The organism is uncultured Slackia sp. (assembly GCF_944321625.1).
GTDB lineage: Bacteria > Actinomycetota > Coriobacteriia > Coriobacteriales > Eggerthellaceae > Slackia.
Map to the genome: position 1 here is coordinate 1 of NZ_CALUMA010000067.1, position 20,762 is coordinate 20,762.

The following is a 20,762-nucleotide window of genomic DNA, read 5'->3' on the forward strand; positions in this document are numbered from 1 at the left end:
CGAGGTGTGGCTGCCCAGCTACAACGATTACAAGGAAATCTCCAGCTGCTCCAACTGCGGCGATTTCCAGGCGCGTCGCGCCAACATCAAGTATCGCGACCCCGCCAACTTCAAGGGCTCGCGCTACGTGCATACCCTGAACGGCTCCGGCTTGCCCACCGGGCGCACCATGGCCGCCGTGATGGAGAACTATCAGAACGCCGACGGCAGCATCACGGTGCCCGAGGTCCTGCGTCCCTACATGGGCGGCATGGAGCGCATCGCGGCTGAATAGCCGGCAGTCTTTCCAGGGGCGTTCGAATGGCGGATGCGAAGAAATGGCAGCATGACGGGGCAACCGAGGGGTTGTTCGCCGATCGTCCCGCCGAAGCGGGGCGGCCGGCGGGTTCCTCGGATGCTTCGGGCTGCGACACCGCCAATGTCTTCGCGCCGCCCGCTCCTCCCAACCCGACGCTCGATTATCAAAGCCTCGCGCGGGAGGCCGCCCGCATCCGCGCGCAGGAGGCTGCTCGCGCGCACGCGGCAAAACGCCGCCGAATCACTGCGTTGTGCATCGCGGTGGCGGGCGTGGCGCTTGTCATCGTGGGTGCCGTCGTGGCGCTTTTGCTGACGCATCCCTCGCTCGAGAGCGGCGATGGCGGTTTGGCTGAATCTCCCGTCGCCGACGGGAATGCTTCCTCCGCAAACGAGTCGTCTCAAGGCTCATCCGAATCGGGCAGCGATGCGCCCGTCACGTCCGAGGGGAGTGTTTCCGCTGTTGAAGCCGTTGTGGCAGCCGACCAGATAAGCGCCGACTTCGCATCCCTCGTCGCCGACGAGGACGGTGTATTCACGGGTTTCGTGCAGTCGTTCATGGACGACTACGACCAGGGAGTCAACACCGAGGTGAGTTACACGCTTGCAGGTTTGGATGTCCAGGCCGAAGAGCTAGCGCAATCGCTGCTTGCGGGCTTTTCATGCACCGTGACCAACGTGGACGTGCAGGGGCAGACCGCTTGGGTGAACGTGGATGTGACGTCTAAGAGCCTTGCCGATCAGGCCGATGCATTTGCCCAGGTCGTCGAGTCAGGGGCGTCGGAGGCCCAGGACGAAGAGGCGTACAAGGCATTCCTCAAACAGGCGTATCTCGAATCGCTGGATGCCGCGAGCCCCCGGTCTCATTCGCTGCTTGTTACCGTTTCCCGCACTGACGACGGATGGACGGTGACCGAAGGCACGATGGAGTACATCCTCGGCAGCGTCTGGTACACCTCGGCATAAACCCGTAATTGATACGAAGGAACCTTCATCGTCATGGCAACGCCCAAAAAACGCCCTTCAGTAAAGAATAAAAAGACGGTTCGCCCCGCATCGCGGCAGGCTGCCAAGCAGCCGGCTGCCTCTGCGACGGAAACGCCCGCCCCCGAGGAGGCTTCCGTTCGCGAAGCGGCCCCCGTTGCGCAGGGTGACCAAGGTGCGCAGGCGGTTCAGGACGCTCAGAATGTCCAAGGCGCGGTTGCATTTCCCGCCATGCCTTCGGTCGCTGAGCCGCCCAAGGCGAATATTCCCTTCGCCGATGAACCTTCCGCTCCCGCGGAAGATGGCCCTGCCGATTTCTTCGATTTAGGCGAGGACGCTTCTGCCCAGGCGGCATCATCGAATGCGCCGCGGGCTTCTGCTGGGAAAGCTGCGCATCCCCGTGCGCGCGTATCGCGCGACGGCGGGGCTGAGCCAGTCCGTGCAGGTTCCGGCAAAGAAGAGCATCCTCGAAACGCGGCGGGCCGTGCTGCCCGTCCGGCGAACGCCGCCAAAGGGGCAAAAAAGACGTCAGGCAAAGGCGTCAAAAAGATTGTGATCGGCGTCATCGGCGCGCTGGCGGTTGTCGCAATCGCCGTGGGCGCATTCTTCGTGTGGAATACGTTTTTGCGTTACGACGATGCAGCGGACATCCAAGGCGAGTGGCGCACCCAGGACAATGCGATGACCGTGGTGATTGACGGCTCGAACATCCGGATGCCTGACCTTGAGTATTCTTACGAGATTGATACGGGCGCCAAGCGGCTCACGTTCCATTTCTCCGACCTGACAGGTGCGGGCACGTATTCGTTCTCAGGAGATCGCTCTACGCTCACCATCGTGGAAGGCGAGGGCGATGCGGCGACGACCACCGTGCTGGTAAAGGTTTCCGGCGATACACAGGCGACGCCCCAGTTGATTGACCAGACGGCAAGCGACGCGGCGGATGACCAGGGCGACGCGGCAAACGCCGAAGAGGGCGATGCCGCCTCGGATGATTCCGAGCAGGCGACCGATGCTGCCGACGAGGGCTCGCAGGATGCCGGCGACGAATCGAGCGACGAGGCGTAAGAAGAGTGACCGATTCCGCCATTCGCATCATCCATATCACGGTGAAGTCCGATCGCGTTATCGCCCAGGTCGAGGTGGCGGATGAACGCCATGCGTACACGACCCCTTCGCTTATCACGGCGCTTCTGCCTGCCTATCCCCATCTTCTTGAACATGCCTGCGTGAACGGTTGCGGCACCACGTTCGGCGCCGTCGCGAGGCGTACATCGCTTCCGCACCTGCTGGAGCACATGGCGATTGAGAACCAGGTGCGCGCCGAGGCCGACGCCGAGGGCGCTATCCCGAATGGACAAAGAACGCAGGCGCAAGGCGACGAATCGCATTATCAGGGCGCACGGGGCGCTGCCGTATCTCCTGCTACCTATATGGGCAAGACACGGTGGACGGATCGAGCCCGCCGCATGGCTCATGTCGAGCTGAGCTACGCCGATGACCTGGTCGCGCTTGCCGCCTTGCGTGACGCGGCGCGCGATTTGAATGCGGCGATAGCGCTCGAAGAGGCCACGCATCCCTGATAGCGCCCGGCGTCGCGGCAAAATCGCGCAACTGTGTGCGCTTCGATTGCCAGATAGGCAACGGCGCAGCGCAGAGGCTCGTTTTCTCCTATAATGGCGGTATGGAACCAATGCGGCCGTTCGTCTGGCATGACGAAGGCTGCGGAATAAGGAGGAACACCATGGCCAACAAACTCGGCATCTTTCTCGCGGGCGGCGTGATCGGCGCTGCCGTCGCCCTTCTGTATGCTCCCCGTCCTGGCGTCGAGACCCGCGCCATGGTGGCCGAGCGCGCCAATGAGGCCTGGGGCCAGGCTCAAGACTTCGGCGGCCAGGTTGCCGTTCGCGGTCAAGAGGTCTACGCGGGCGCCGTCGCCCAGGGTCAGCGCGCCTATGGCCAGGCGCAGGAGTTCGGCCAGACCGTGTACACCAACGTGACCGCTGCGAGCCAGGCTGCTGGCGCTCGTGCCGCCGCAATGGGCAAGCAGGCCTATGAGTCCGCTTCCGCCGGTGCTAAGCAGGCTTACGAGGCCGCATCCGCCGGCGCAAAGCAGGCGTATGCCGGTGCCAAGACCGGTGCCGCCGCCGCTGCGCAGCGCGTGCAGGAAACGGCCGAAACCGTGCGTCCCATCTTCGCCGAGAAGAACGATGAGCTGCGCGCCAAGATCGACGCCGCCCGTGAGCGCATTGCTGCCCAGGTGACCAAGAACGCCGAGGCTGCTCACGCTGCCGTGGCCGACAAGGCCCCCATCGCCGCCGAGGGCGCAGCCGCTGACGTCGCCGAGCCCGAGCAGATCGAAGAGGCCTCCGCGGCGCCCGCCGAGGAGAAGAAGGACGCCGAATAGCGTTCGCGCTTCATCCAATTCAAGGATTCACGACCGGGGCCGGCTCCATGCCGGCCCTCTTCGCCCAGAAGGAAATCTATGGCAAAGAAGAAGTTCACAACCAGCAACGACATGCATAAGCTGCGCGTGTTCGGCGGAAAACGCGGGAATCGTCGCATCGGTCGCGTGAAGTCGTGCGTGTTCCATCCGTCCGAGAAGCGATGCATCGGCTTCATCATCAAGCGCCCCGACCTGCTGTGGATGTTCCGCCGCAAGGACCTGTTCCTGGCGCTGGACAGCTTCGATATGGTCGATGGCCATGTCCTCATCAAGGAAAACGCTGAGACCACGGGTCCTGCAGCGTGCCGCAGGCTGGGCGTGAACTGGGATGACTGCGTCCTATGGGAGGGCATGCCCCTCATGACCGCAGACGGCACCGCCGTAGGCTACGTGGGAACGATCACGTTCTCGCTTACCACGGGCGAGGTGCGCGAGGTGGTGGCGTCCAACGGCGTTACCGCGAAATACCTGCTGGGCACGCTCACCGTTCCCGCGGAATATATCCTGGGCTTCAAGCGCGGCATGGGCGCCGAGCTTGCGGTGCGCAATGATTCGCGCGAAGAGACGACGGGCGAGGCGTTCATGGGCGCCATCCTCGTGTCCGACGACGTGTGGACGCTGCAGCCCGAAGGCGGCTGGGCCGAGGCGGCAGGCGAGTTCACCGCCAAGGCGACGGCGCGCGTGAAGGAGAAAGTGGCCCAGTATACGCCCAAGGTCCAGGAGGCGACGCACGCCGCCGGCGAGGCCATCAACGACGGCGCGTATGCCGTGGGCAAGCAGGTTGCTGCCACCAAGGGCATGTTCGGCGCGTTCAAGGAAGAATTCGACAAGGCCAAAAACGGCGAGGATGAAACCGAGCTCGCCGTGACGGACGATTCCGAGGCGGCGGAGCCGGAGCCCGGCGACACTGAGATGTCCAACATGTTCTCTTCCTTCAAGGAGGAATTCGATAAGGCGAGCGGCCGCGACGAGGCAAAGCGCGCCAAGGAGGCAGAGGACGAGCCCGCCGAGTCCACGGTGGGCGGCATGTTCGTGGCGTTCAAAGAAGAGTTCGACAAAGCCAGCAAGGGCGATGCCAGCGACTCCGCCGACGCCGATGCCGACTACGACTACGATGAAGACGAGGACGAGTACGAGGAGGAGGCTCCCGCCAAGCCCGCGAAAAAGGCTTCGGCCAAGAAGACGGCTGCGAAGAAGTCCTCTTCGTCTTCGGTCACGGGAATGTTCGCCGCCTTCAAGGAAGAGTTCGATAAGGCCAGCAAGGGTGAATAGCCGCCGCGACTAGCATCGCCTCGACAGCTTTCTTACCGATTTGACGCCCGCCTATGCACCTGCGCATGGGCGGGCGTTTTCATGCCACGGCTACCTATTGGCCCGCGAGATGCGAAAAGTCAACGGAGCATCAACGAAACGCAACGGCTTGATGAAAGTTGCGCATTGAGACCCATCTGCGGCGTTTGCGGCGGCATAATGGTGCGCGTCCGATACGAGAACCAAGAAGGCATGCCATGACGAACGCGCAACTCGATTCCAAGAACTCCCGCGACCGCGTGGAGGACGTTCCCGCTGCAGGTGCCACGGGTAGGTTGCGCCTTAAGGGCGCCGAGCTGCGTGAGGATTGGCAGGAGAAGCGCGAAGAGCTCCATGAGAAACGTGAGGAGCTGGAGGAGCGCCTGGATCAGCCTGTATCTTCCAAGCCGCGCTGGGCGCGCCTGACCAAGGCGGACGTGTTCAAGCTTGCCGGCCTGGGCGCCTTCTTCGTGCTCATGGTGATCGTGTGCATTCTCATCTGGCCTATCGTAATGGAGCTCACTGAGCCGGGCGGCCTGGAGCGCGTGACCGAGCAGGTGACAAGCGCCGGTCCGGCGGGCGTGCTCATTCTTCTGGGCTTCCAGTTCCTGCAGATCGTGGTGGCGTTCATCCCCGGCGAGGTGGTGCAGGTTGCCGCCGGCATGATGTACGGCACCTGGGGCGGCGCGGCCATCATTCTGGGCGGATGCGTCATCTCTAGCGCGTTCATCTACTTCGTGGTAAGCAGGCTGGGCGCGCCGTTCGTGCAGGCTATGATTCCCGAGAAGTGGATGAACAAACTGCGCGACTTCGACGAGAGCGACAAGCTCGACGTCATGGTGTTCGTGCTGTTCCTGATTCCCGGCTTGCCCAAAGACGTGTTCACCTACCTGGTGCCGCTCACCGGCATGCGCATGCGCGACTTCGTGCTGCTGTCCAACATCGGCCGCATCCCCGGCGTGGTTATGTCCACCATGGCCGCCAACGGCCTCATGCAGGGTAACTGGGTGCAAAGCATCGCCCTCTTCGGCGTCTGTGCGGCCATCGCCATCGTGGCCATCCTCTTCCACGACAAGATTATGAAGGTGTTCAAACGTAAATAATTGCCTCTTTGGATGCGTGTTGGTATTTAGCTTCTTGCCCCGCTTTCGTCCCACTTTTCGAATTGCTTTTTGATAAGCTGATGAAAATGGACGCATACTCAAAGGGCCGAGGCGGTGAACATGAGTTCGTTTGACCTTTCTCAAATAGCGACATATCGCGAAGGCAATCGCTTGGAGGCGAAGGCCGCTCAAGGCGGTTTACCGCGCAGCCTGTGGGAAACGTATTCTGCATTTGCCAACACGCAAGGCGGCGTGATTCTTTTGGGTGCGGAAGAGGCGTCTGACCACACACTCAATATCGTTGGCGTGGCGGATGCCGCCAAGCTTCTCGATGATTTTTGGAACACCGTCAACAATGAACAAAAAGTAAGTGTGAATATCCTACTCGACGAGGATGTTCACGTAATTAATGTGGGTGGAGGCAAAACGGTCATAGCCATCGCGGTGCCGCGTGCTCATCGCCGCGTGCGTCCGGTGTATATCAATGACAACCTCAAGCGCTCGTTCAAACGCAACAACACCGGGGATTACCTTTGCCGCATGGATGAGATTCGATTCATGCTGCGCGTGGATGACACACCGGCGCACCAGGCGTTGCGCGAGGCTATCGCGAATTGCTTGTGCAATGCCAATTACTACGAACGTCGCGGCGTGGTTTGCGTATGGGGTGATAGGGAAATAAGCATTGCTAACCCTGGCGATTTTCGCATGGGCCTCGAGGAAGCGCGGCGCCCTGGCGCATCCGACCCGCGTAATGGGGCTATTTTGCGCATGTTTTCTCTCATTGATATTGGAGAACGCGCGGGGAGTGGCATGTCCAAGCTTTATGCCGGATGGGAATCGGCTGATTTGGCAGAGCCGTATTTTGAAACACGTTTCGACCCCGATAGAACCACGCTCGTGTTGCCCCTGTACGAGCGGGAAGATGAACTGGCTGTCGATGAACAGATAAATGAACAGATAAATGAACAGATAAATGAACGGCAGAGAAGGCTTCTGTCGATGCTTAAAAACGACCCCCGTCTCTCGTATGAATCTATGGCGAAAGTTCTTGGCGTTTCCGTTATGACGGTACGTAGGGATATAGGTGTTCTCATGGAGAACGGTGAGGTGGAGCGTGAGGGCTCGAGGAAATCCGGGTCTTGGCGCGTTGTCGTTTCTGCCGAATAGGAGAAAGGAAATTCATGCGACTGGTATCGTGGAATGTGAACGGCTTGCGCGCCGTGGCAAAAAAGGGATTCGAGGAGTCCGTCGAGGCGCTTGACGCCGACATCATCGCCCTGCAGGAAACCAAGCTCCAAGAGGGACAGATTGAGATGAACCTCGACGGGCGCTACCAATTCTGGAGCTACGCGGAGCGCAAGGGCTATTCCGGAACGGCGGTGTTCACGCGCGAGCAACCGCTGCGTGCGCTGCACGGCCTGGGCGTTCCCGAGCTTGATGACGAGGGCCGTATCGTGGCGCTTGAGTTCCCGTCGTTTTGGTTTGTGGATGTGTACACGCCCAACGCGCAGAACGAGCTCGCACGCATCGACCACCGCATGGCCTGGGATGATGCGTTCCGTGCGTTCTTGAAAAATCTGGAGGCTGGCGCACTTCCCGAGGGCGTTCCCGTCCAGGAACCCGCAGTGGGTGAGGGCCATGTTGCCATCTCGGAGCTGCCTCGCACCGCGTCCGATGCCGCCGCTGCGCCTAAGCCGGTCATCACCTGCGGCGATTTCAACGTGGCACACAACGAGATCGACCTGAAGAACCCCGGCCCCAACCGCGGCAACGCCGGATTCTCGGACGAAGAGCGCGGCAAGTTCACTGAGCTTTTGGATGCCGGGTTCGCCGACACCTTCCGCATGCTCCATCCCGACGAGACGGGTGCCTACAGCTGGTGGAGCTACCGCTTCAACGCACGCAAGAACAACGCGGGATGGCGCATCGACTATTTCCTGGTGAGCGACGAGCTGCGCGAGCAGGTGCGCGACGCGTCCATCCACGCCGACGTCATGGGCAGCGACCACTGCCCGGTATCGCTTGACATCGACCTTTAGCTCCTGCGGCCTATCTGTGCAGGCACGGTGACTGTTTGCGCACTAGAATGCGGCTTTCTTGCGTATCTGCTACCATAAGCAAGTTATGGGCGCGTCCCGCTGGGGCGCCCCGATAGAGAGCGAGAAAGACCGAAAGCGAGGCCGCTGATTATCACGCGTAGGAAAGATCGGGTGAAGACGGGCGTGACCCCTTTGATGGGCATGCTTACCGTCATGCTGTCCACGGTCGTGTTCCTGCTGTGGCTGGGCCTGGTGGTCGTCATCACGAAAGTCGTAATGGGGTAGCGACGTGTGGCAGAAGTTCTCGTTCGGTGATTTTCGCGTAGTCGGCCACTACCTGGGCGTTTTGGTCCTGTTTCTGGCCATCGCCCTGTGCATACCCCTGGTGACCGCCGCCGTTTTGGGCGAATGGGACGCCGTGTCGCGGTACCTGTTCGCCGTGGGCATCTCGCTGGTGGTGGGCTCCATCCTTCGTCTGAGCGTCATCAATCCGCGCCGACTGACCACCAAGCAGGCGCTTGCGGTCACGTCGTTCGCCTGGCTCGTGCTTGCCCTGGTGGGCGCCGTTCCCCTGGCGTTGTCGGGCCACTACAGCTCGTACCTCGACGCCGTGTTCGAGGCGATGAGCGCGTGGACCACTACGGGCGCCTCGCTGGTTCAAGACCTCGACCATATGTCTACCGCGGACAACATGTGGCGTTTCACCATGCAGTGCATTGGCGGTCAGGGAGTGGTCGTGATCGCGCTGTCGCTGGGCCTGTTCGGGCGCGCGGTGGACTCGTCGCTCTATTCCTCCGAGGGCCGAAGCGAGCACGTGATTCCCAACATTATGCAGACCACGCGATTCATCGTGAGGTTTTCCGCCGCGTTCATCGTGCTGGGCACCGTGATCCTCGTGGCGATTTGCCTGGCTTTGGGCATGGGGCCGATTCGCGCGTTCTTCAATGGACTCTGGCTTGCCGTGGCGTCGTTCAACACGGGCGGCATGACCGCCATGAGCACGGGCATTCTGTACTACCACTGCGGATTCCTCGAAGTGGTGATCATGGTGCTGATTGTTATGGGCTCCATCAACTTCACGTTGCACAGCGAGGTATGGCGCGGGCGCATCGAGCATTTCTTTCGCGATATCGAAGTGCGTACGCTTGCCGTGTGGCTCACTCTGATCACCGGCACGTTCGTCGCGGCGCTGTGCGCATCGGGCGTCTATGACGATCTGCCCACGCTGCTGCGCCGCGCGGTGTTCACCGTGGTCGCGGCTTTCTCGTCCACGGGCTTCCAGACCATCACCACCAACCAGCTCACCACCGTTGTTTCCAGCGGCGCTCTTCTGGTGCTGGTGTTCTGCATGGCTGTGGGTGGTTCGTCCGGGTCGACCACCGGTGGTATCAAGATGATGCGCGTGGGTATTCTTGCCAAGGAGACTATCGCCTACATCAAGGATTTGGTCGCACCTCCTTCGGCGCGCCAGGCGGTCACGTACTACCACATCGGCAAGCGCCGCATCGATGCCGGCCTGGTGAGGGCGAACCTCGCCGTGCTCCTGCTGTACGGCCTGGCGTTCCTCATCACCACCATCGTCACGCTTGCCTACGGCTACAACGCCTCGACCTCGCTGTTCGAGGCGGCGTCTATGACGTTCAACATCGGAATGTCGGCGGGCATCATCCAGCCCGGCATGCCCGAGGTCCTCAAGGTGCTCTACATCTTCGATATGTGGGCGGGCCGTCTCGAGTTCGTCACCCTCATCGCGTTGCTCACGTCGATCGTGGCATCGTTCGTTCCCAAGAGGAGGGTGAAGCATGAACGCTAGGTTCAAGGGCGCGTCGCGACATGCTCGCCTTTTCGCCATCGCTGCCGCATGCGCGATGGTCGTGGGCTTTTGCGCGTTCTGCCTTCCCGCGTGGGCGCAGGATGACTTGGACGCCCAAGAGGGAGCGGCGCAGAACGACGCGGTTGCTCAGGACGATGCGACGCAGGATGGCGCGACGCAAGACGCCGCTGTTGCACAGGATGACGCTTCTGAGCAGGACGATTCCTCCGATCAGGATGGCGCATCCGAGCAGGATGGGGCGTCGGTGCAGGGCGATGCTGCCAAGAGGGGCACCGTCGTCCAGTATGATTCCTCGGCGCAAGAGGCCCAGTCGGATGAGGGCGACGATTCTGCTTCCTCTTCGTCCGACAAGAGTGCGGGCGCGCAGGGCGGGTCCACCTCGGCAGAAGGCCAAGGCGATTCTTCCGATACACCATCGCCCGAGCCGCTGGACGCCCAGGACAACGTCATCAACGAGGGGCAGGTTTCCGACACGTCATTCCTCTACGACGCCGCCATTGCCGACCTTGCCGGCGCCGATGCGTATTACGACGGACAGACTGTTCAGGTGACAGGCGAGGCGGTTGGCGAAGCCATCTCGCCGCTGGTCGATATGGGCAAGGATTCGGGCATGGTGCGCGTGACGCTGTACGAGGCGTCGTCTGGCACATCCGTCACGGTGGTCATGTCGAAGGAGGATGCCGACAAGATTGGCACCTATGGCGCATACGGGAAGACGGGCGCCACGTTGCGCGTGCAAGGCACGTTTCACCTGACGTGCCAGGATCACGAAGGCGAAAGCGATATCCATGCCGATATCGTGACCGTGCTCAGCCAAGGCAGCGTGCATCCCGACGAGTTTGTTCCGGAGAAGTTCATTCCCGGCGTGACGGTGCTGGTCATCGGCCTGATATGTTTGCTGGTGGGCTGGCGAATCAAGGAGCGGTCGCGCTAGGGGCACGGCCGCATGGCGGTTCCGGCGGCTCTGCCATAGACTCGAGGGTGCGCGGTAAGAAAGGGGCGCGTTGATGCGCGGTGTTGTTGTAAAGCTCGATAGGGGATACCCGTTGGTGCGCGTCGCCGATGGTCGCGAGGTGCGCTGCGAGCATGCAACGGCACTGGTGAAGAGCGCCGACGTGCGTGCCACGACGGGCGACGTGGTGGAGGTCAGCGTGCCGGAGGGGCACGACAAGGGCATCATCGACGGGGTGCTGCCGCGTCGCCGCGCCTTCGTGCGCAAGGATCCCACCGAGCGTGTTGCCGCCCAGGTGCTTGCCGCGAACTTCGACAAGGTGTTTGTCGCCGAGCCCCTGGTGGGGCTGAATATTCGCCGCTTGGAGCGCGAGCTGGTGTTGGCGCACGAGAGCGGCGCCGAGGTCGTGGTGCTTCTGACCAAGGCCGATCTTGCCGAGAGCCCCGATGATCTGGCGCGCGCCAAAGACCTGGTGAGCCGTGTGGCGCAAGGCACCGAGGTGCTGGTTGTTTCCGCGGAAGATCAGGCCAGCGTGGAGGCCGTGCGCGAACGCCTGCCGCAGGACCAGGTGGCCATTCTTCTGGGGAAGAGCGGCGTGGGCAAATCGAGCCTGGTGAACTTGCTGGTGGGCGAAGAGGTGCAGGCGACGGGCGCCGTGCGCAAGACCGATGGGCGCGGACGTCACACCACGGTTTCGCGCGAAATGGTGCAGATTCCCGGAGCGGGCTGCGTTGTGGATATGCCCGGCGTACGTGGCCTCGCGCTGTGGGACGCCGATGAGGGCATGCGCACTGCCTTTTCCGATATCGATGCGCTTGCCGCCCGGTGCAAATTCCGCGATTGCAAGCATGAGAGCGAGCCGGGATGCGCCGTGCGCGCCGCTGTGGAGTCGGGTGAGCTGGCGCAGGAGCGCCTGGAAAGCTACATCCGCCTGCGTGACGAGTCCGACGAACTGCGCCGTCGCAACGAAGAGGCCCAGCGTATCAAATCGCGCCGCGGCCACCCGCGCCGTCGCAAAGGGTAGAGCGGGTTTGCTCCGATAAGGGTGTGTATATTGCGTAAGTTTACCATGGCTAACGTTTTGATGTGGTATTACAGATGCTTCGACATGACGGGGCCGCTTGCGCGCCCATAGCGACCGGGAGATAAGGCAAGATATACCGCGATGGAGCTGCTTCATATTTTGGAACACGCGCTCGAGCACGCGTTCTTCGACACGCTTAAGTTAATACCGTTTCTCTTCGTGACCTATCTCGCCATGGAGGCGCTTGAGCATCACGCCGGCGAGAAGAGCGAAGAGGCCGTGCGCCGTGCAGGCGTGGCTGGACCGTTCATCGGCGCGCTTTTGGGCGTGGTGCCGCAGTGCGGGTTCTCCACGGCGGCCGCGACGCTCTATGCTGCGCGCGTGGTGTCGCTTGGCACGCTGATCGCGGTGTTCCTTTCTACGAGCGACGAGATGCTTCCCATCCTTATCGCCGAGCAGGCGCCGCTTGACCTGGTGCTCAAGATACTGGGCATCAAGGTGGCTATTGGCATGATTGCCGGATTCGCCATCGACGCCGTGCTGCGCGTGCGCCATCACGCGTACGAAAAGCTGCGCATCCACGAGCTGTGCGAGCGCGACCATTGCCATTGCAACGGCGATTGCACTGCCTGCAAAGCCGATCCCGAACTTGCCTATGACTTCGAGCATGACGAGGAGCACGAGCACGACCATGCGCACAGCTCTATCGTGCGCAGCGCGCTTGTACATACGCTGCAGGTCACGCTCTTCGTGTTCATCGTGACGCTTTTGCTCGAAATCGCGATCGATTCCATCGGCGAAGATGCGCTTGCCGGCTTCATGGCGGGCAATCCCGCGCTTTCTGTGGCGGCGTCGTGCCTGGTGGGTCTGATTCCCAACTGTGCGGCGTCGGTGGCCATCACCGAGCTCTACCTGGGCGGCACGCTGGGTGCAGGCGCGATGATGGGCGGTCTTCTGGTGAGTTCGGGCGTGGGCCTCCTGGTGCTGTTCCGTACCAACCGCCCCATGAAGCGCAATTTCGCCATCGTAGGCGTGCTGCTGGCCGTGGGCCTTGCGGTGGGCCTCGTGCTCACGCTCGCAGGAGTCACGCTGTAGCATCCAATTCGATTCCATCGTCGTGGCGCCGCCTACTCACCTGATATACCGTAATGCTTGCTTTTCGTGCTGCCCTCTGTTTTGCGTGCGCGCTTCAGTTCTATAATGGATTAAAGCAATTTGGAGAAGGAGACTCCCATGGCGACACTTGAGGCAGGCATCACGCGCGATGCCGCATTCGCGCTGCTCAACGAGCATAACAAGGATCCGTTCCACATCGAGCACGGCCAGACGGTCGAGGGCGTTATGCGCTACTTCGCCCGCGAGTACGACCCCGAGAATGAAGAGTTTTGGGGTATCGTGGGCCTTCTGCATGACCTCGATTGGGAAGAGCATCTGGACGACCCGGAGAACCATACGGTATACGCCAAGCCGCTTATTGAGGAAGCGGGCGGCACGCCGGAGCTGGTGCGCGCCATCCAGAGCCATGCGACCACCATCAATCCGTCGCTTCCTGCGCCTGAGCATCAGATGGAAAAGATTCTCTACGCGTGCGACGAGCTTACCGGCCTGATTGGCGCGGCCATCATCATGCGCCCCAGCAAGAGCGTGATGGATTTCGAGGTCAAATCGCTCAAGAAGAAGTTCAAGGACAAGAGCTTCGCCGCCGGTTGCTCGCGCGACGTCATCCGCGAGGGCGCCGAGATGCTGGGTTGGGATTTGAACGACTTGTTCCAGCGCACCATTGACGCCATGCGTTCGTTCGCGCCCGACCGCGACACGTTCCAGCCTGCGGAATAGCCCCTTCGAATGAGAGGAACCACGATGGAAGTGCAGGATAAGCACTGTCATGAGGATTTTCTGGGCTACCGCATCTTCCGCACGCAATATGTTGTGACGCAGCTGCTCGCAAAGGAATTCGCTCCTTACGGGGTTACGCCCATCCAGTGGAATGCCCTTGTTTTTCTTGACCGATTCGGGTCGCTTTCCCAAAGGCAGCTTGCGACGCATTTGCATCGCGAGCCCGCTACGATCACCCGTGCCGTCGACAAGTTGGAGAGCATGGGGCTCGTGGCGCGCGAGCCTGACGCGTCCGACCGTCGCGTGAACGTGATTACGCCTACGGACAAGGCTCGTGGTTTGCTGGCGGAGATCCAGCCTGCGGCCGAGCGTGCTGCGCTTGTGGTGCAAAGCGACCTTTCCGATGAAGAGGCCAAGCAATTAATGGCGCTTCTGGACCGCGTGTACGAAGGATGCTTGTCTGCGGAATAGACCCGTAGCGCTTTGCGCGGCACCGATTATCCGGATATAAGAAACCGCCCCGTATCTTGCGCAATAAGAGATACGGGGCGGTTTGTATTTTGTGGTTGCCGCGCAGCTTTGCGCCGCGAACGATCCGCTCACTTTTTATCGGAATTGGAATCCTTGCGGTCGTGGCGATGCCCATGGCGTTTCGCCGCCTCGCGCACGGGGTCGACGACCGCTTCCTTGACGGGGTCAACTACGGCATCTTTCACCGGATGGATGACCTTCTTGACAGGCCGCGCGGCCACATGGGCGGCCTTCTTCACGGGTTCGATTACCTTGTCGCTGTAATCCTGCGCGGGCTTGGTGCTCCAACCGAAGAACAGCGAGGCATAGCGCAGCGCGAGCACGAGCAAAACGCACGTGATGGCGGCGTAATCGCCCAGTACATCGTTCTGTTTCATGAGCGCATAGGCGGTCGATCCGAAGAGCGACGCCATGCCGTACAGCGTGCCCGCTTGAAACGTCGTGGGCGGCTTTGCCATGAGCACGTCGCGCAGCACGCCGCCGCCGACGGCGGTGATGGTGCCCAGAATGATGGACGGCACGATGCCCACGCCGGCGGAAAGACCTTTGCCCACCGACACCACGGCCCAAAGCCCTACGGACAGATTATCCAGGAAGTCCATCAGCCAGTCGAACGCGTCGGCAAGCTTGTGGAAGTAGAATACCGCCACGCCCGCCGCCGCGCACGCGAGGATGAGAGCGGGATGCTGGAACGCGTATATACCGTAGTCCTGAAGTAGAATGTCGCGCATGATGCCGCCGCCGAGTCCTGTAACGATGGCGATGACAGCCGTGCCGAACACGTCGTAGCGTGCTCGCGCCGCCGCGATGCCACCCGCCAGGCCGCCCGAAAGGGCGCCGGCAAGCTCAAGCCAGAAGGGTATGGGCAAAACGCTTTCCAGCATGGACGTTCCTTTTTGCTAGTCGTCGTTGGCGTTCGGGTCAAGTTCGTTGGGGCGCAGCGGGGCGGGGCTGCCGCTGAAGTTGAGCCCGCCCGTAATCATCTCCGCCGCCGCGGCGTCGAACGTAGGCAGCATGGCTGCGCGCAGCGCGTCCTGCGCCTGCGTCTTGGCGGTGTTGAAGATGTCCCAGAAATCCGTCGTTTGCGTCTCGTGTGTGAATGGGTTTTCCCACGGCGTATGGTCGCGGTTGTCGAAAGCGCTTATGGATTCGGCCCTGTCGCGATGGCTCATCGCCTTGAAGAACGACCCTCCGCGCCGCATGATGCGCGTTTCGGCGAACGCGACCGCGTTGGCGCGGCGCTGAGCGGGGGAGTAGAACGTTCTCATGGCAAGGCGATAGTTCTTGACCGACGCTCCGAATGCGTCCTGCGCGGGAAACATGCGGAGCGCTTTCATCGATGCGAATTCGATCATTTTGCCCAGGGCGCGAAGCGTGGCGTCGCTTGCCTGGAGGATGTCGCGATACGGCTTGAACGTGCGCACGGTGCGCCCCGTCTTTTCATGTAGGACCATCTCGTCCAGCTCGCGCTCGATCTCGGCGTGCACGTCGCTGCCGTTCTTACGCGTGAGCCCTTCGATGCCTGCATCGCACAGGGCGTATTGCTGGCTGTAGACGAAGGGGTGCATGCTGCGGTCGAGTAGGTAGTGGCACAGGAAGCCGGCGAAGAATGCGCGGCCGACGCCCTTCTCGTGCTCTTCGAGCACATCGAGGCTTTCCTTGAGGGCGGCAAGCAGCAGCGCCGGGTCGATACGGTGCATAAGACTGCCGATTTTCAACGAATTCCTATAGCGTGGCAGCGGGGTGATGACCAAGAAGAACAAGGGGTCGGGACCTTGGTTGCCCAGAAGGAACGCTTTGCGCTCCTCATCCTGCGCTCCAATGAGCTCTTGGGCGGCTTCATAGACATCGCGTCCAAAGAAATCATGCGTGATAATCGCTGGCATAGTGAGTCCCTTCCGCCGTTCTGCCGAACGGCGGAACGGCTCGACGCTATGAGCTATCCATGCGGCGCACTTGGGCTTCAATCGTCGCTCATGTGCGAAGCGCGCTACTTCTGACCGCTTCGCGTTCAGAAGCGCATCCTCTCGGATGCGGAAGTTTGGCACTGAATATGCCATCGGGGCATATTCACTCAACCCAATCGCACTCGCCTGAATAGCTCTCGCTGACCCCGTCCAGCCTATACCACATCGTCGGCAAGTTCATAACGCCTAAGTGTTGCATCTTACGCATCTTTACCTTGATTTGACAGGGCGGGGCGCGGTCAGCTGCTTGGCTTTGCGCACATGATATACAATCTGCTGCGGCAGTTTTGCCAAGGAAGCGCAAACAAAGAAAGAGGATATATGTCCCGGCAAAAAATGACGAAACAGGAGAAGAGCTGGATTATGTACGACGTGGGCAATTCGGCCTTCGTCATGCTTTCCACGGCGCTCATTCCTGTGTATTTCAGCTCCATCGCCACGGGCAGCGTGGTGGTAGCGTGGGGCTACGCCGAAACGGTGGCGTCGCTCGTGATTGCCCTGCTCATGCCTATCCTGGGAAGCCTCGCCGACCTGCGGCACATGAAGAAGAAGTTCCTCGTGGGCTGCGTGGGCACGGGCGCTGTGGCGTGCTGCTGTTTGGGGCTTACCGTGGAGGCGCTGCCGTTTCTGATCATCTACGTGATCGCGTCCATCGCGCTCAATTCCTCCATGGTGTTCTATGACGCGCTGCTGGTGGATGCGACCGTTGACGAGCGCTACGACGAGATTTCCAGCCAGGGATACGCGTGGGGCTACATCGGTAGCTGCATTCCGTTCATTGCGTGCCTCGCCGTGGTGCTGGGCGGAAGCGCCGTGGGCATCGACATGGCGACCGGCATGAAGATTGCGTTTGTCATCACGGCTGCGTGGTGGGTGGCGTTCACGGTGCCGCTGTTCCGCAACGTGCATCAGGAGCACTACAAGGAGCGCGCCGAGCACCTGTTCAAAGACACGTTCGTGGGGCTGGGTCGCACGCTCAAGAAGATCTGGAACGACAAAGCGCTGCGCTACTTCATGCTGGCGTTCTTCTTCTACATCGATGGCGTGCACACCATCATCAAGCTGTCCACCAGCTATGGCACCGATCTGGGCATCGACTCCACGCAGCTTGTGCTGGCGCTTCTGGTCACGCAGTTCGTGGCGTTCCCCTCGGCCATCATTTACGGCAGGCTAGGCTCGAAGGTGGGTACGCGCAAGATGCTGCTCGTGGGTGTGTTCGCCTATACGTGCATCACGCTGTTCGGTGCGTTCTTCCTGCGCAGCGCCGTCGAATTCTGGATTCTTGCCATCATGGTGGGCCTGTTCCAAGGCGGCATCCAGGCGCTTTCGCGCTCGGAATTCGGCAAGCTGGTGCCCAAGGAGCATGCCAACGAGTACTTCGGGTTCTTCGACATCTTCGGCAAGTACGCCGCGGTCATGGGAACGTTTTTGGTCAGTACTATCACGGCGCTCACCGGTGTGTCCAGCCTGGGCGTGCTCTCGCTGGCGATCCTGTTCGTTGTGGGCTTCGTCCTGCTGAGGAAGGTGCCCGATCAGGCATAGCGGCGTCGATGCCGCACCATAGCGCAGCGCACCACGGCGCAGTCGACCGTGGGGCGGTTGGCGCGCATGTATTCAACGTGATGCTGAATGACCGTTGACGCGCGTCTCATCTGGGTAAACCTTCTTGTCATATGAGACATAGATGCGGGCGTTGTGTGCGTGCATGACAAAACGTTGACGCAGGTGTTACGGAACGGCAGCGAAACGCGATTCGCTGCCGTTTTCGTTGTAGGATGGCATCAGTTCAAAACGGACGACGCTGCGTCGTCATCGTGAGCCCTTGTCGCATGGGCCTCCGGCCTTCGCGCCTGACGGTTGCATGCGGCGGGGAGCATAGAGAGGGATGTCCGACGCGCCTTTAGGTGCGAGCGCGGGCCGCGACTGAAGAATGGAGGTTTGCCATGGCAGATGAGAGCATCACCACCAATGCGCACGCCGATGAGATAGCTGCCCTGAAAAAGCAGATGGAAGAGATGCAGAAGCGCCTGGAAGAGTTGAGCGCGGCGCCTGCCGAGCCTGTTCAGGAGGAATCGGGCTCGGAGGAGGTTGCGGAGGACGCTGGCGAACAGGCACAGCCGGAGAAATCGCTCGCGCAGTCTGAATCCGAAGAAACGGTACTGCCTCCCGAGGTTGCAAATTCCGATGAGAAGACTTCGGGTGCCGAGCCCGTCGAGGAAATGCCAGCCGTTGAGGGTTCTGCGCCCGAAACGGAGATGGCACCTGCGGAAGCGGAGGCAGAGCCCGCGGAGATCCTGGTTGAGCCTGTGCCGGATTCGAGCGATGTCGCGCCCGAGGCGGTGCCTTCTTCGAACGGCCCTGTTGAGCCCGCGCCCACGGTCGAGCCGGTAGATTACGTGCCGTACGCCCCACCTGCGGCGAGCGAGCCCCAGGTTTCCGCTGCATCCGGCGCTCCTGTTCCGCCTCCCGACTACGCGCAACAGGGCGTTGACGCGACGCAGCAGCCCGCGGCATCGCAAGCGTATGCGCAGCCGCAGCAGCCTGCCGCTCAGCCTACGGGTTTTGACCCTTCTCAGCCCTTTGGCAGCAATCAGCCGCAGCAGCCGTATGCGCAGGATGCCTACGCATCGCAATACGGTCAGCCTGCCTCTCAGCTGCAGCAGCCGCAAGGCGCCCAGCAGGCTCAGAGCCCTTATGGCGGGGCGTATGTCGGCCAGCAGGTTCCGTTCGGACAGGCTACTGGACAGCAGACTTATCAGCAGCCTCAGCAGCCCTATGGCTACGGCTACGGAAGCCAGCAGGGCGGCTACCAGCAGCCAATCGTGCGTACGAAAGACCACGTGGCCGCGGGTTTGCTGGGAATCTTCCTGGGCATGTTCGGTATCCATAAGTTCTATCTTGGCTACAACACGTCTGGCTTCATCATGTTGGGCGTCGCTATCATCGGCGGTCTGTTCACCTTCGGCCTAGCGACGAGCGTCGTGTGGCTCATCGGCCTTATCGAGGGCGTGATTTACCTGATTAAGAATCAAGCCGAGTTCGAACAGGCCTACGTGTTCAAAAAGCGCGAGTGGTTCTAAGTAATAAACTTAATTGAACGTTATGCAGCGCATCGGTCCGCCGACCGGGGGCAGCCGCATGACACCGCAGCGAATCTGACGGTTGTCTTGTCGTTCAGTCGACAGGCGTCGCAGAAAACGGATTGAATCTTGCACGGTGCGCTGGTCAACGGGCCGGCGCACTTGTTTTTTACGTGACGCCGTCGCTCATCTTTCGCGCATTACAGTTTATTGGGGACCGCGGAAAAACAGTGGCCTGGCAGTTATTCAGAGTATGTAATCCGATTTGGCATGGAAAATCAGCGTTCCGGCAGTTTTGGCGAGTATGTAATCCTATTCCATGCCAGTGATGGGGCGCCAAGTGTGTCGTATCGTTTTTTTGATACGTATTGCGCATATTTCTGAATGAAAAATGCAATTAGAGCATTGCAACGGCTCTCAAATGCTTCTGATCGGCTAGGAATTTATTATTTCTGGATTACATACTAAGCAAAATTGCCCGGAGCTCGGATTTCAAGGGAAAACAGGATTACATACTAATAATTTTTGCCGGGCGTTTCCAATCGGGTGATGCCTGTGCTCATGAAAGTCCACAAAAAGAGGGGCGGGGTTCTTTTTCTTATCTTTCAATATTCCCAGCTCAAACTAGGGGTGAGCTTAGGGGTGAACGATGATTCACCCTGGGTTTGCGATGGTTCACCCTGCCGCGCCTACGTTGGCTGGCGTATCTTTTCGAATCGCGCGAAAGGAATCGCGCGAGAAGCGAAAAGAAGGAAAAGGAGGGGGATATGGAAGAGCAGAACACCCATGGCACGACGCGCCGCAACTTTCTGAAGGCCGCTGGCTTTGGCATGCTTGCCGCCGCCGCTTCGACGGGTGCGTTCAGCATGGGCAACACCGCCTACGCAAGCGACGCTCTGCCCACCACCAAGCACGGAGTCACCGACTTCAGCGACACCATGAGCATGTACACCGACGTGTTCCCGGTGAAGATGCGCTCCATTCCGGTGCGCGACGTCGAGACCGACCTCGATCGCCAGGGCAATGTGGCTTTCGAGATGCGTGATTTCGATGAGTCCGAAATCGCCCGCACCGAGGAAACCGACGTGCTGGTCATCGGCGCCGGCATCACCGGCATCTGCGCCGCTGTGTCCGCATCCGACGACGGCACCACCCAGGTGCTGTGCATCGAGAAGATGAGCGAAGGCCGCGGCATCTTCGAGGGCATGGGCGTCGTCGGCGGCAAGAAGATGGCCGAGGGCGGCAACAACGTGGATAAGGCTCTGGCCATGGACGCCATGCGCTACGCCGCCTACTACCGCGTGCCGGTTGATCCCATCAAGCTGTGGGGCGACCGCTCCGGCGAGGCTGCCGACTGGCTGCAGGACAAGTTCGACGAG

At 60.8% G+C, this 20,762-nt stretch carries 20 protein-coding genes; 18 read left to right on the plus strand and 2 right to left on the minus strand.

The annotated features are described in order from the left end of the window. The 15 genes from Q0J60_RS06090 to Q0J60_RS06160 all read left to right on the plus strand — a co-directional run. On the plus strand, positions 1–274 hold a 274-nt coding region (locus tag Q0J60_RS06090; RefSeq protein ID WP_367178798.1), incomplete at its 5' end, for an aminoacyl--tRNA ligase-related protein. A 26-nt stretch (positions 275–300) separates the two neighbouring features. Further along, positions 301–1,260: a hypothetical protein gene (locus Q0J60_RS06095; protein ID WP_294439552.1), complete on the plus strand. Its 960-nt coding sequence runs from the start codon at positions 301–303 to the stop codon at positions 1,258–1,260. A gap of 33 nt (positions 1,261–1,293) precedes the next feature. Next, a complete protein-coding gene (locus Q0J60_RS06100; protein WP_294439555.1) occupies positions 1,294–2,346 on the plus strand; it encodes a hypothetical protein in 1,053 nt (350 codons plus the stop codon). Between the two features lie 5 nt (positions 2,347–2,351). Continuing rightward, positions 2,352–2,861: a hypothetical protein gene (locus Q0J60_RS06105; protein ID WP_294439557.1), complete on the plus strand. Its 510-nt coding sequence runs from the start codon at positions 2,352–2,354 to the stop codon at positions 2,859–2,861. A 161-nt stretch (positions 2,862–3,022) separates the two neighbouring features. Beyond that, complete coding sequence (locus Q0J60_RS06110) at positions 3,023–3,685, plus strand: YtxH domain-containing protein (protein WP_294439559.1); 663 nt, start codon at positions 3,023–3,025, stop codon at positions 3,683–3,685. Between the two features lie 78 nt (positions 3,686–3,763). Further along, positions 3,764–4,996, plus strand: coding sequence for a hypothetical protein (locus Q0J60_RS06115; RefSeq protein WP_294439560.1), 1,233 nt, complete (start codon positions 3,764–3,766; stop codon positions 4,994–4,996). Between the two features lie 236 nt (positions 4,997–5,232). Then, positions 5,233–6,117, plus strand: coding sequence for a TVP38/TMEM64 family protein (locus tag Q0J60_RS06120; protein ID WP_294439564.1), 885 nt, complete (start codon positions 5,233–5,235; stop codon positions 6,115–6,117). A gap of 120 nt (positions 6,118–6,237) precedes the next feature. Further along, positions 6,238–7,287 carry an RNA-binding domain-containing protein gene (locus Q0J60_RS06125; protein WP_294439566.1) on the plus strand — a complete coding sequence of 350 codons (1,050 nt, stop codon included), beginning with the start codon at positions 6,238–6,240 and terminating at the stop codon, positions 7,285–7,287. A 14-nt stretch (positions 7,288–7,301) separates the two neighbouring features. Beyond that, positions 7,302–8,159 carry an exodeoxyribonuclease III gene (locus Q0J60_RS06130; RefSeq protein ID WP_294439567.1) on the plus strand — a complete coding sequence of 286 codons (858 nt, stop codon included), beginning with the start codon at positions 7,302–7,304 and terminating at the stop codon, positions 8,157–8,159. Between the two features lie 289 nt (positions 8,160–8,448). Beyond that, positions 8,449–9,972: a TrkH family potassium uptake protein gene (locus Q0J60_RS06135; RefSeq protein WP_294439569.1), complete on the plus strand. Its 1,524-nt coding sequence runs from the start codon at positions 8,449–8,451 to the stop codon at positions 9,970–9,972. Next, on the plus strand, positions 9,962–10,927 hold the full coding sequence (locus tag Q0J60_RS06140; RefSeq protein WP_294439572.1) for a hypothetical protein: 966 nt from the start codon (positions 9,962–9,964) through the stop codon (positions 10,925–10,927). The genes Q0J60_RS06135 and Q0J60_RS06140 overlap by 11 nt, the downstream gene beginning before the upstream one ends. Before the next feature lie 73 nt (positions 10,928–11,000). Further along, positions 11,001–11,969 (plus strand): ribosome small subunit-dependent GTPase A, encoded by a 969-nt coding sequence (gene rsgA / locus Q0J60_RS06145; RefSeq protein WP_294439574.1) that lies wholly within the window; start codon positions 11,001–11,003, stop codon positions 11,967–11,969. A 141-nt stretch (positions 11,970–12,110) separates the two neighbouring features. Continuing rightward, the gene (locus Q0J60_RS06150) at positions 12,111–13,064 is read left to right on the plus strand and encodes a putative manganese transporter (protein WP_294439576.1); all 954 of its coding nucleotides are present in this window, start codon (positions 12,111–12,113) and stop codon (positions 13,062–13,064) included. 138 nt (positions 13,065–13,202) lie between these two features. Further along, positions 13,203–13,805, plus strand: coding sequence for an HD family phosphohydrolase (locus tag Q0J60_RS06155; protein ID WP_294439579.1), 603 nt, complete (start codon positions 13,203–13,205; stop codon positions 13,803–13,805). Between the two features lie 24 nt (positions 13,806–13,829). Next, positions 13,830–14,276, plus strand: coding sequence for a MarR family winged helix-turn-helix transcriptional regulator (locus Q0J60_RS06160; protein ID WP_294439583.1), 447 nt, complete (start codon positions 13,830–13,832; stop codon positions 14,274–14,276). Positions 14,277–14,404: 128 nt separating this feature from the next. On the opposite strand, the gene Q0J60_RS06165 is transcribed toward Q0J60_RS06160, so the two are convergent. Together Q0J60_RS06165 and Q0J60_RS06170 are read right to left on the minus strand one after the other, a co-directional pair. Further along, positions 14,405–15,220 (minus strand): trimeric intracellular cation channel family protein, encoded by an 816-nt coding sequence (locus tag Q0J60_RS06165; protein WP_294439585.1) that lies wholly within the window; start codon positions 15,218–15,220, stop codon positions 14,405–14,407. A gap of 15 nt (positions 15,221–15,235) precedes the next feature. Then, positions 15,236–16,222 carry a peptidase gene (locus Q0J60_RS06170; RefSeq protein ID WP_294439588.1) on the minus strand — a complete coding sequence of 329 codons (987 nt, stop codon included), beginning with the start codon at positions 16,220–16,222 and terminating at the stop codon, positions 15,236–15,238. Between the two features lie 402 nt (positions 16,223–16,624). Between Q0J60_RS06170 and Q0J60_RS06175 the strand changes: the two genes are divergently transcribed. From Q0J60_RS06175 to Q0J60_RS06185, 3 genes are all read left to right on the plus strand, one after another. After that, positions 16,625–17,845 carry an MFS transporter gene (locus Q0J60_RS06175; RefSeq protein ID WP_294439590.1) on the plus strand — a complete coding sequence of 407 codons (1,221 nt, stop codon included), beginning with the start codon at positions 16,625–16,627 and terminating at the stop codon, positions 17,843–17,845. A gap of 401 nt (positions 17,846–18,246) precedes the next feature. Beyond that, positions 18,247–19,383: a TM2 domain-containing protein gene (locus tag Q0J60_RS06180; protein WP_294439592.1), complete on the plus strand. Its 1,137-nt coding sequence runs from the start codon at positions 18,247–18,249 to the stop codon at positions 19,381–19,383. A gap of 767 nt (positions 19,384–20,150) precedes the next feature. Beyond that, a partial coding sequence (locus tag Q0J60_RS06185; protein WP_294439594.1) for an FAD-binding protein occupies positions 20,151–20,762 on the plus strand: 612 nt, incomplete at its 3' end.

Coding starts and splice junctions, on each gene's coding strand:
- Q0J60_RS06095 (WP_294439552.1), top strand. CDS start 301: ATGGCGGATGCGAAGAAATGGCAGCATGACGGGGCAACCGAGGGGTTG.
- Q0J60_RS06100 (WP_294439555.1), top strand. CDS start 1,294: ATGGCAACGCCCAAAAAACGCCCTTCAGTAAAGAATAAAAAGACGGTT.
- Q0J60_RS06110 (WP_294439559.1), top strand. CDS start 3,023: ATGGCCAACAAACTCGGCATCTTTCTCGCGGGCGGCGTGATCGGCGCT.
- Q0J60_RS06115 (WP_294439560.1), top strand. CDS start 3,764: ATGGCAAAGAAGAAGTTCACAACCAGCAACGACATGCATAAGCTGCGC.
- Q0J60_RS06120 (WP_294439564.1), top strand. CDS start 5,233: ATGACGAACGCGCAACTCGATTCCAAGAACTCCCGCGACCGCGTGGAG.
- Q0J60_RS06125 (WP_294439566.1), top strand. CDS start 6,238: ATGAGTTCGTTTGACCTTTCTCAAATAGCGACATATCGCGAAGGCAAT.
- Q0J60_RS06130 (WP_294439567.1), top strand. CDS start 7,302: ATGCGACTGGTATCGTGGAATGTGAACGGCTTGCGCGCCGTGGCAAAA.
- Q0J60_RS06140 (WP_294439572.1), top strand. CDS start 9,962: ATGAACGCTAGGTTCAAGGGCGCGTCGCGACATGCTCGCCTTTTCGCC.
- rsgA (WP_294439574.1), top strand. CDS start 11,001: ATGCGCGGTGTTGTTGTAAAGCTCGATAGGGGATACCCGTTGGTGCGC.
- Q0J60_RS06150 (WP_294439576.1), top strand. CDS start 12,111: ATGGAGCTGCTTCATATTTTGGAACACGCGCTCGAGCACGCGTTCTTC.
- Q0J60_RS06155 (WP_294439579.1), top strand. CDS start 13,203: ATGGCGACACTTGAGGCAGGCATCACGCGCGATGCCGCATTCGCGCTG.
- Q0J60_RS06160 (WP_294439583.1), top strand. CDS start 13,830: ATGGAAGTGCAGGATAAGCACTGTCATGAGGATTTTCTGGGCTACCGC.
- Q0J60_RS06165 (WP_294439585.1), bottom strand. CDS start 15,220: ATGCTGGAAAGCGTTTTGCCCATACCCTTCTGGCTTGAGCTTGCCGGC.
- Q0J60_RS06170 (WP_294439588.1), bottom strand. CDS start 16,222: ATGCCAGCGATTATCACGCATGATTTCTTTGGACGCGATGTCTATGAA.
- Q0J60_RS06175 (WP_294439590.1), top strand. CDS start 16,625: ATGTCCCGGCAAAAAATGACGAAACAGGAGAAGAGCTGGATTATGTAC.
- Q0J60_RS06180 (WP_294439592.1), top strand. CDS start 18,247: ATGGCAGATGAGAGCATCACCACCAATGCGCACGCCGATGAGATAGCT.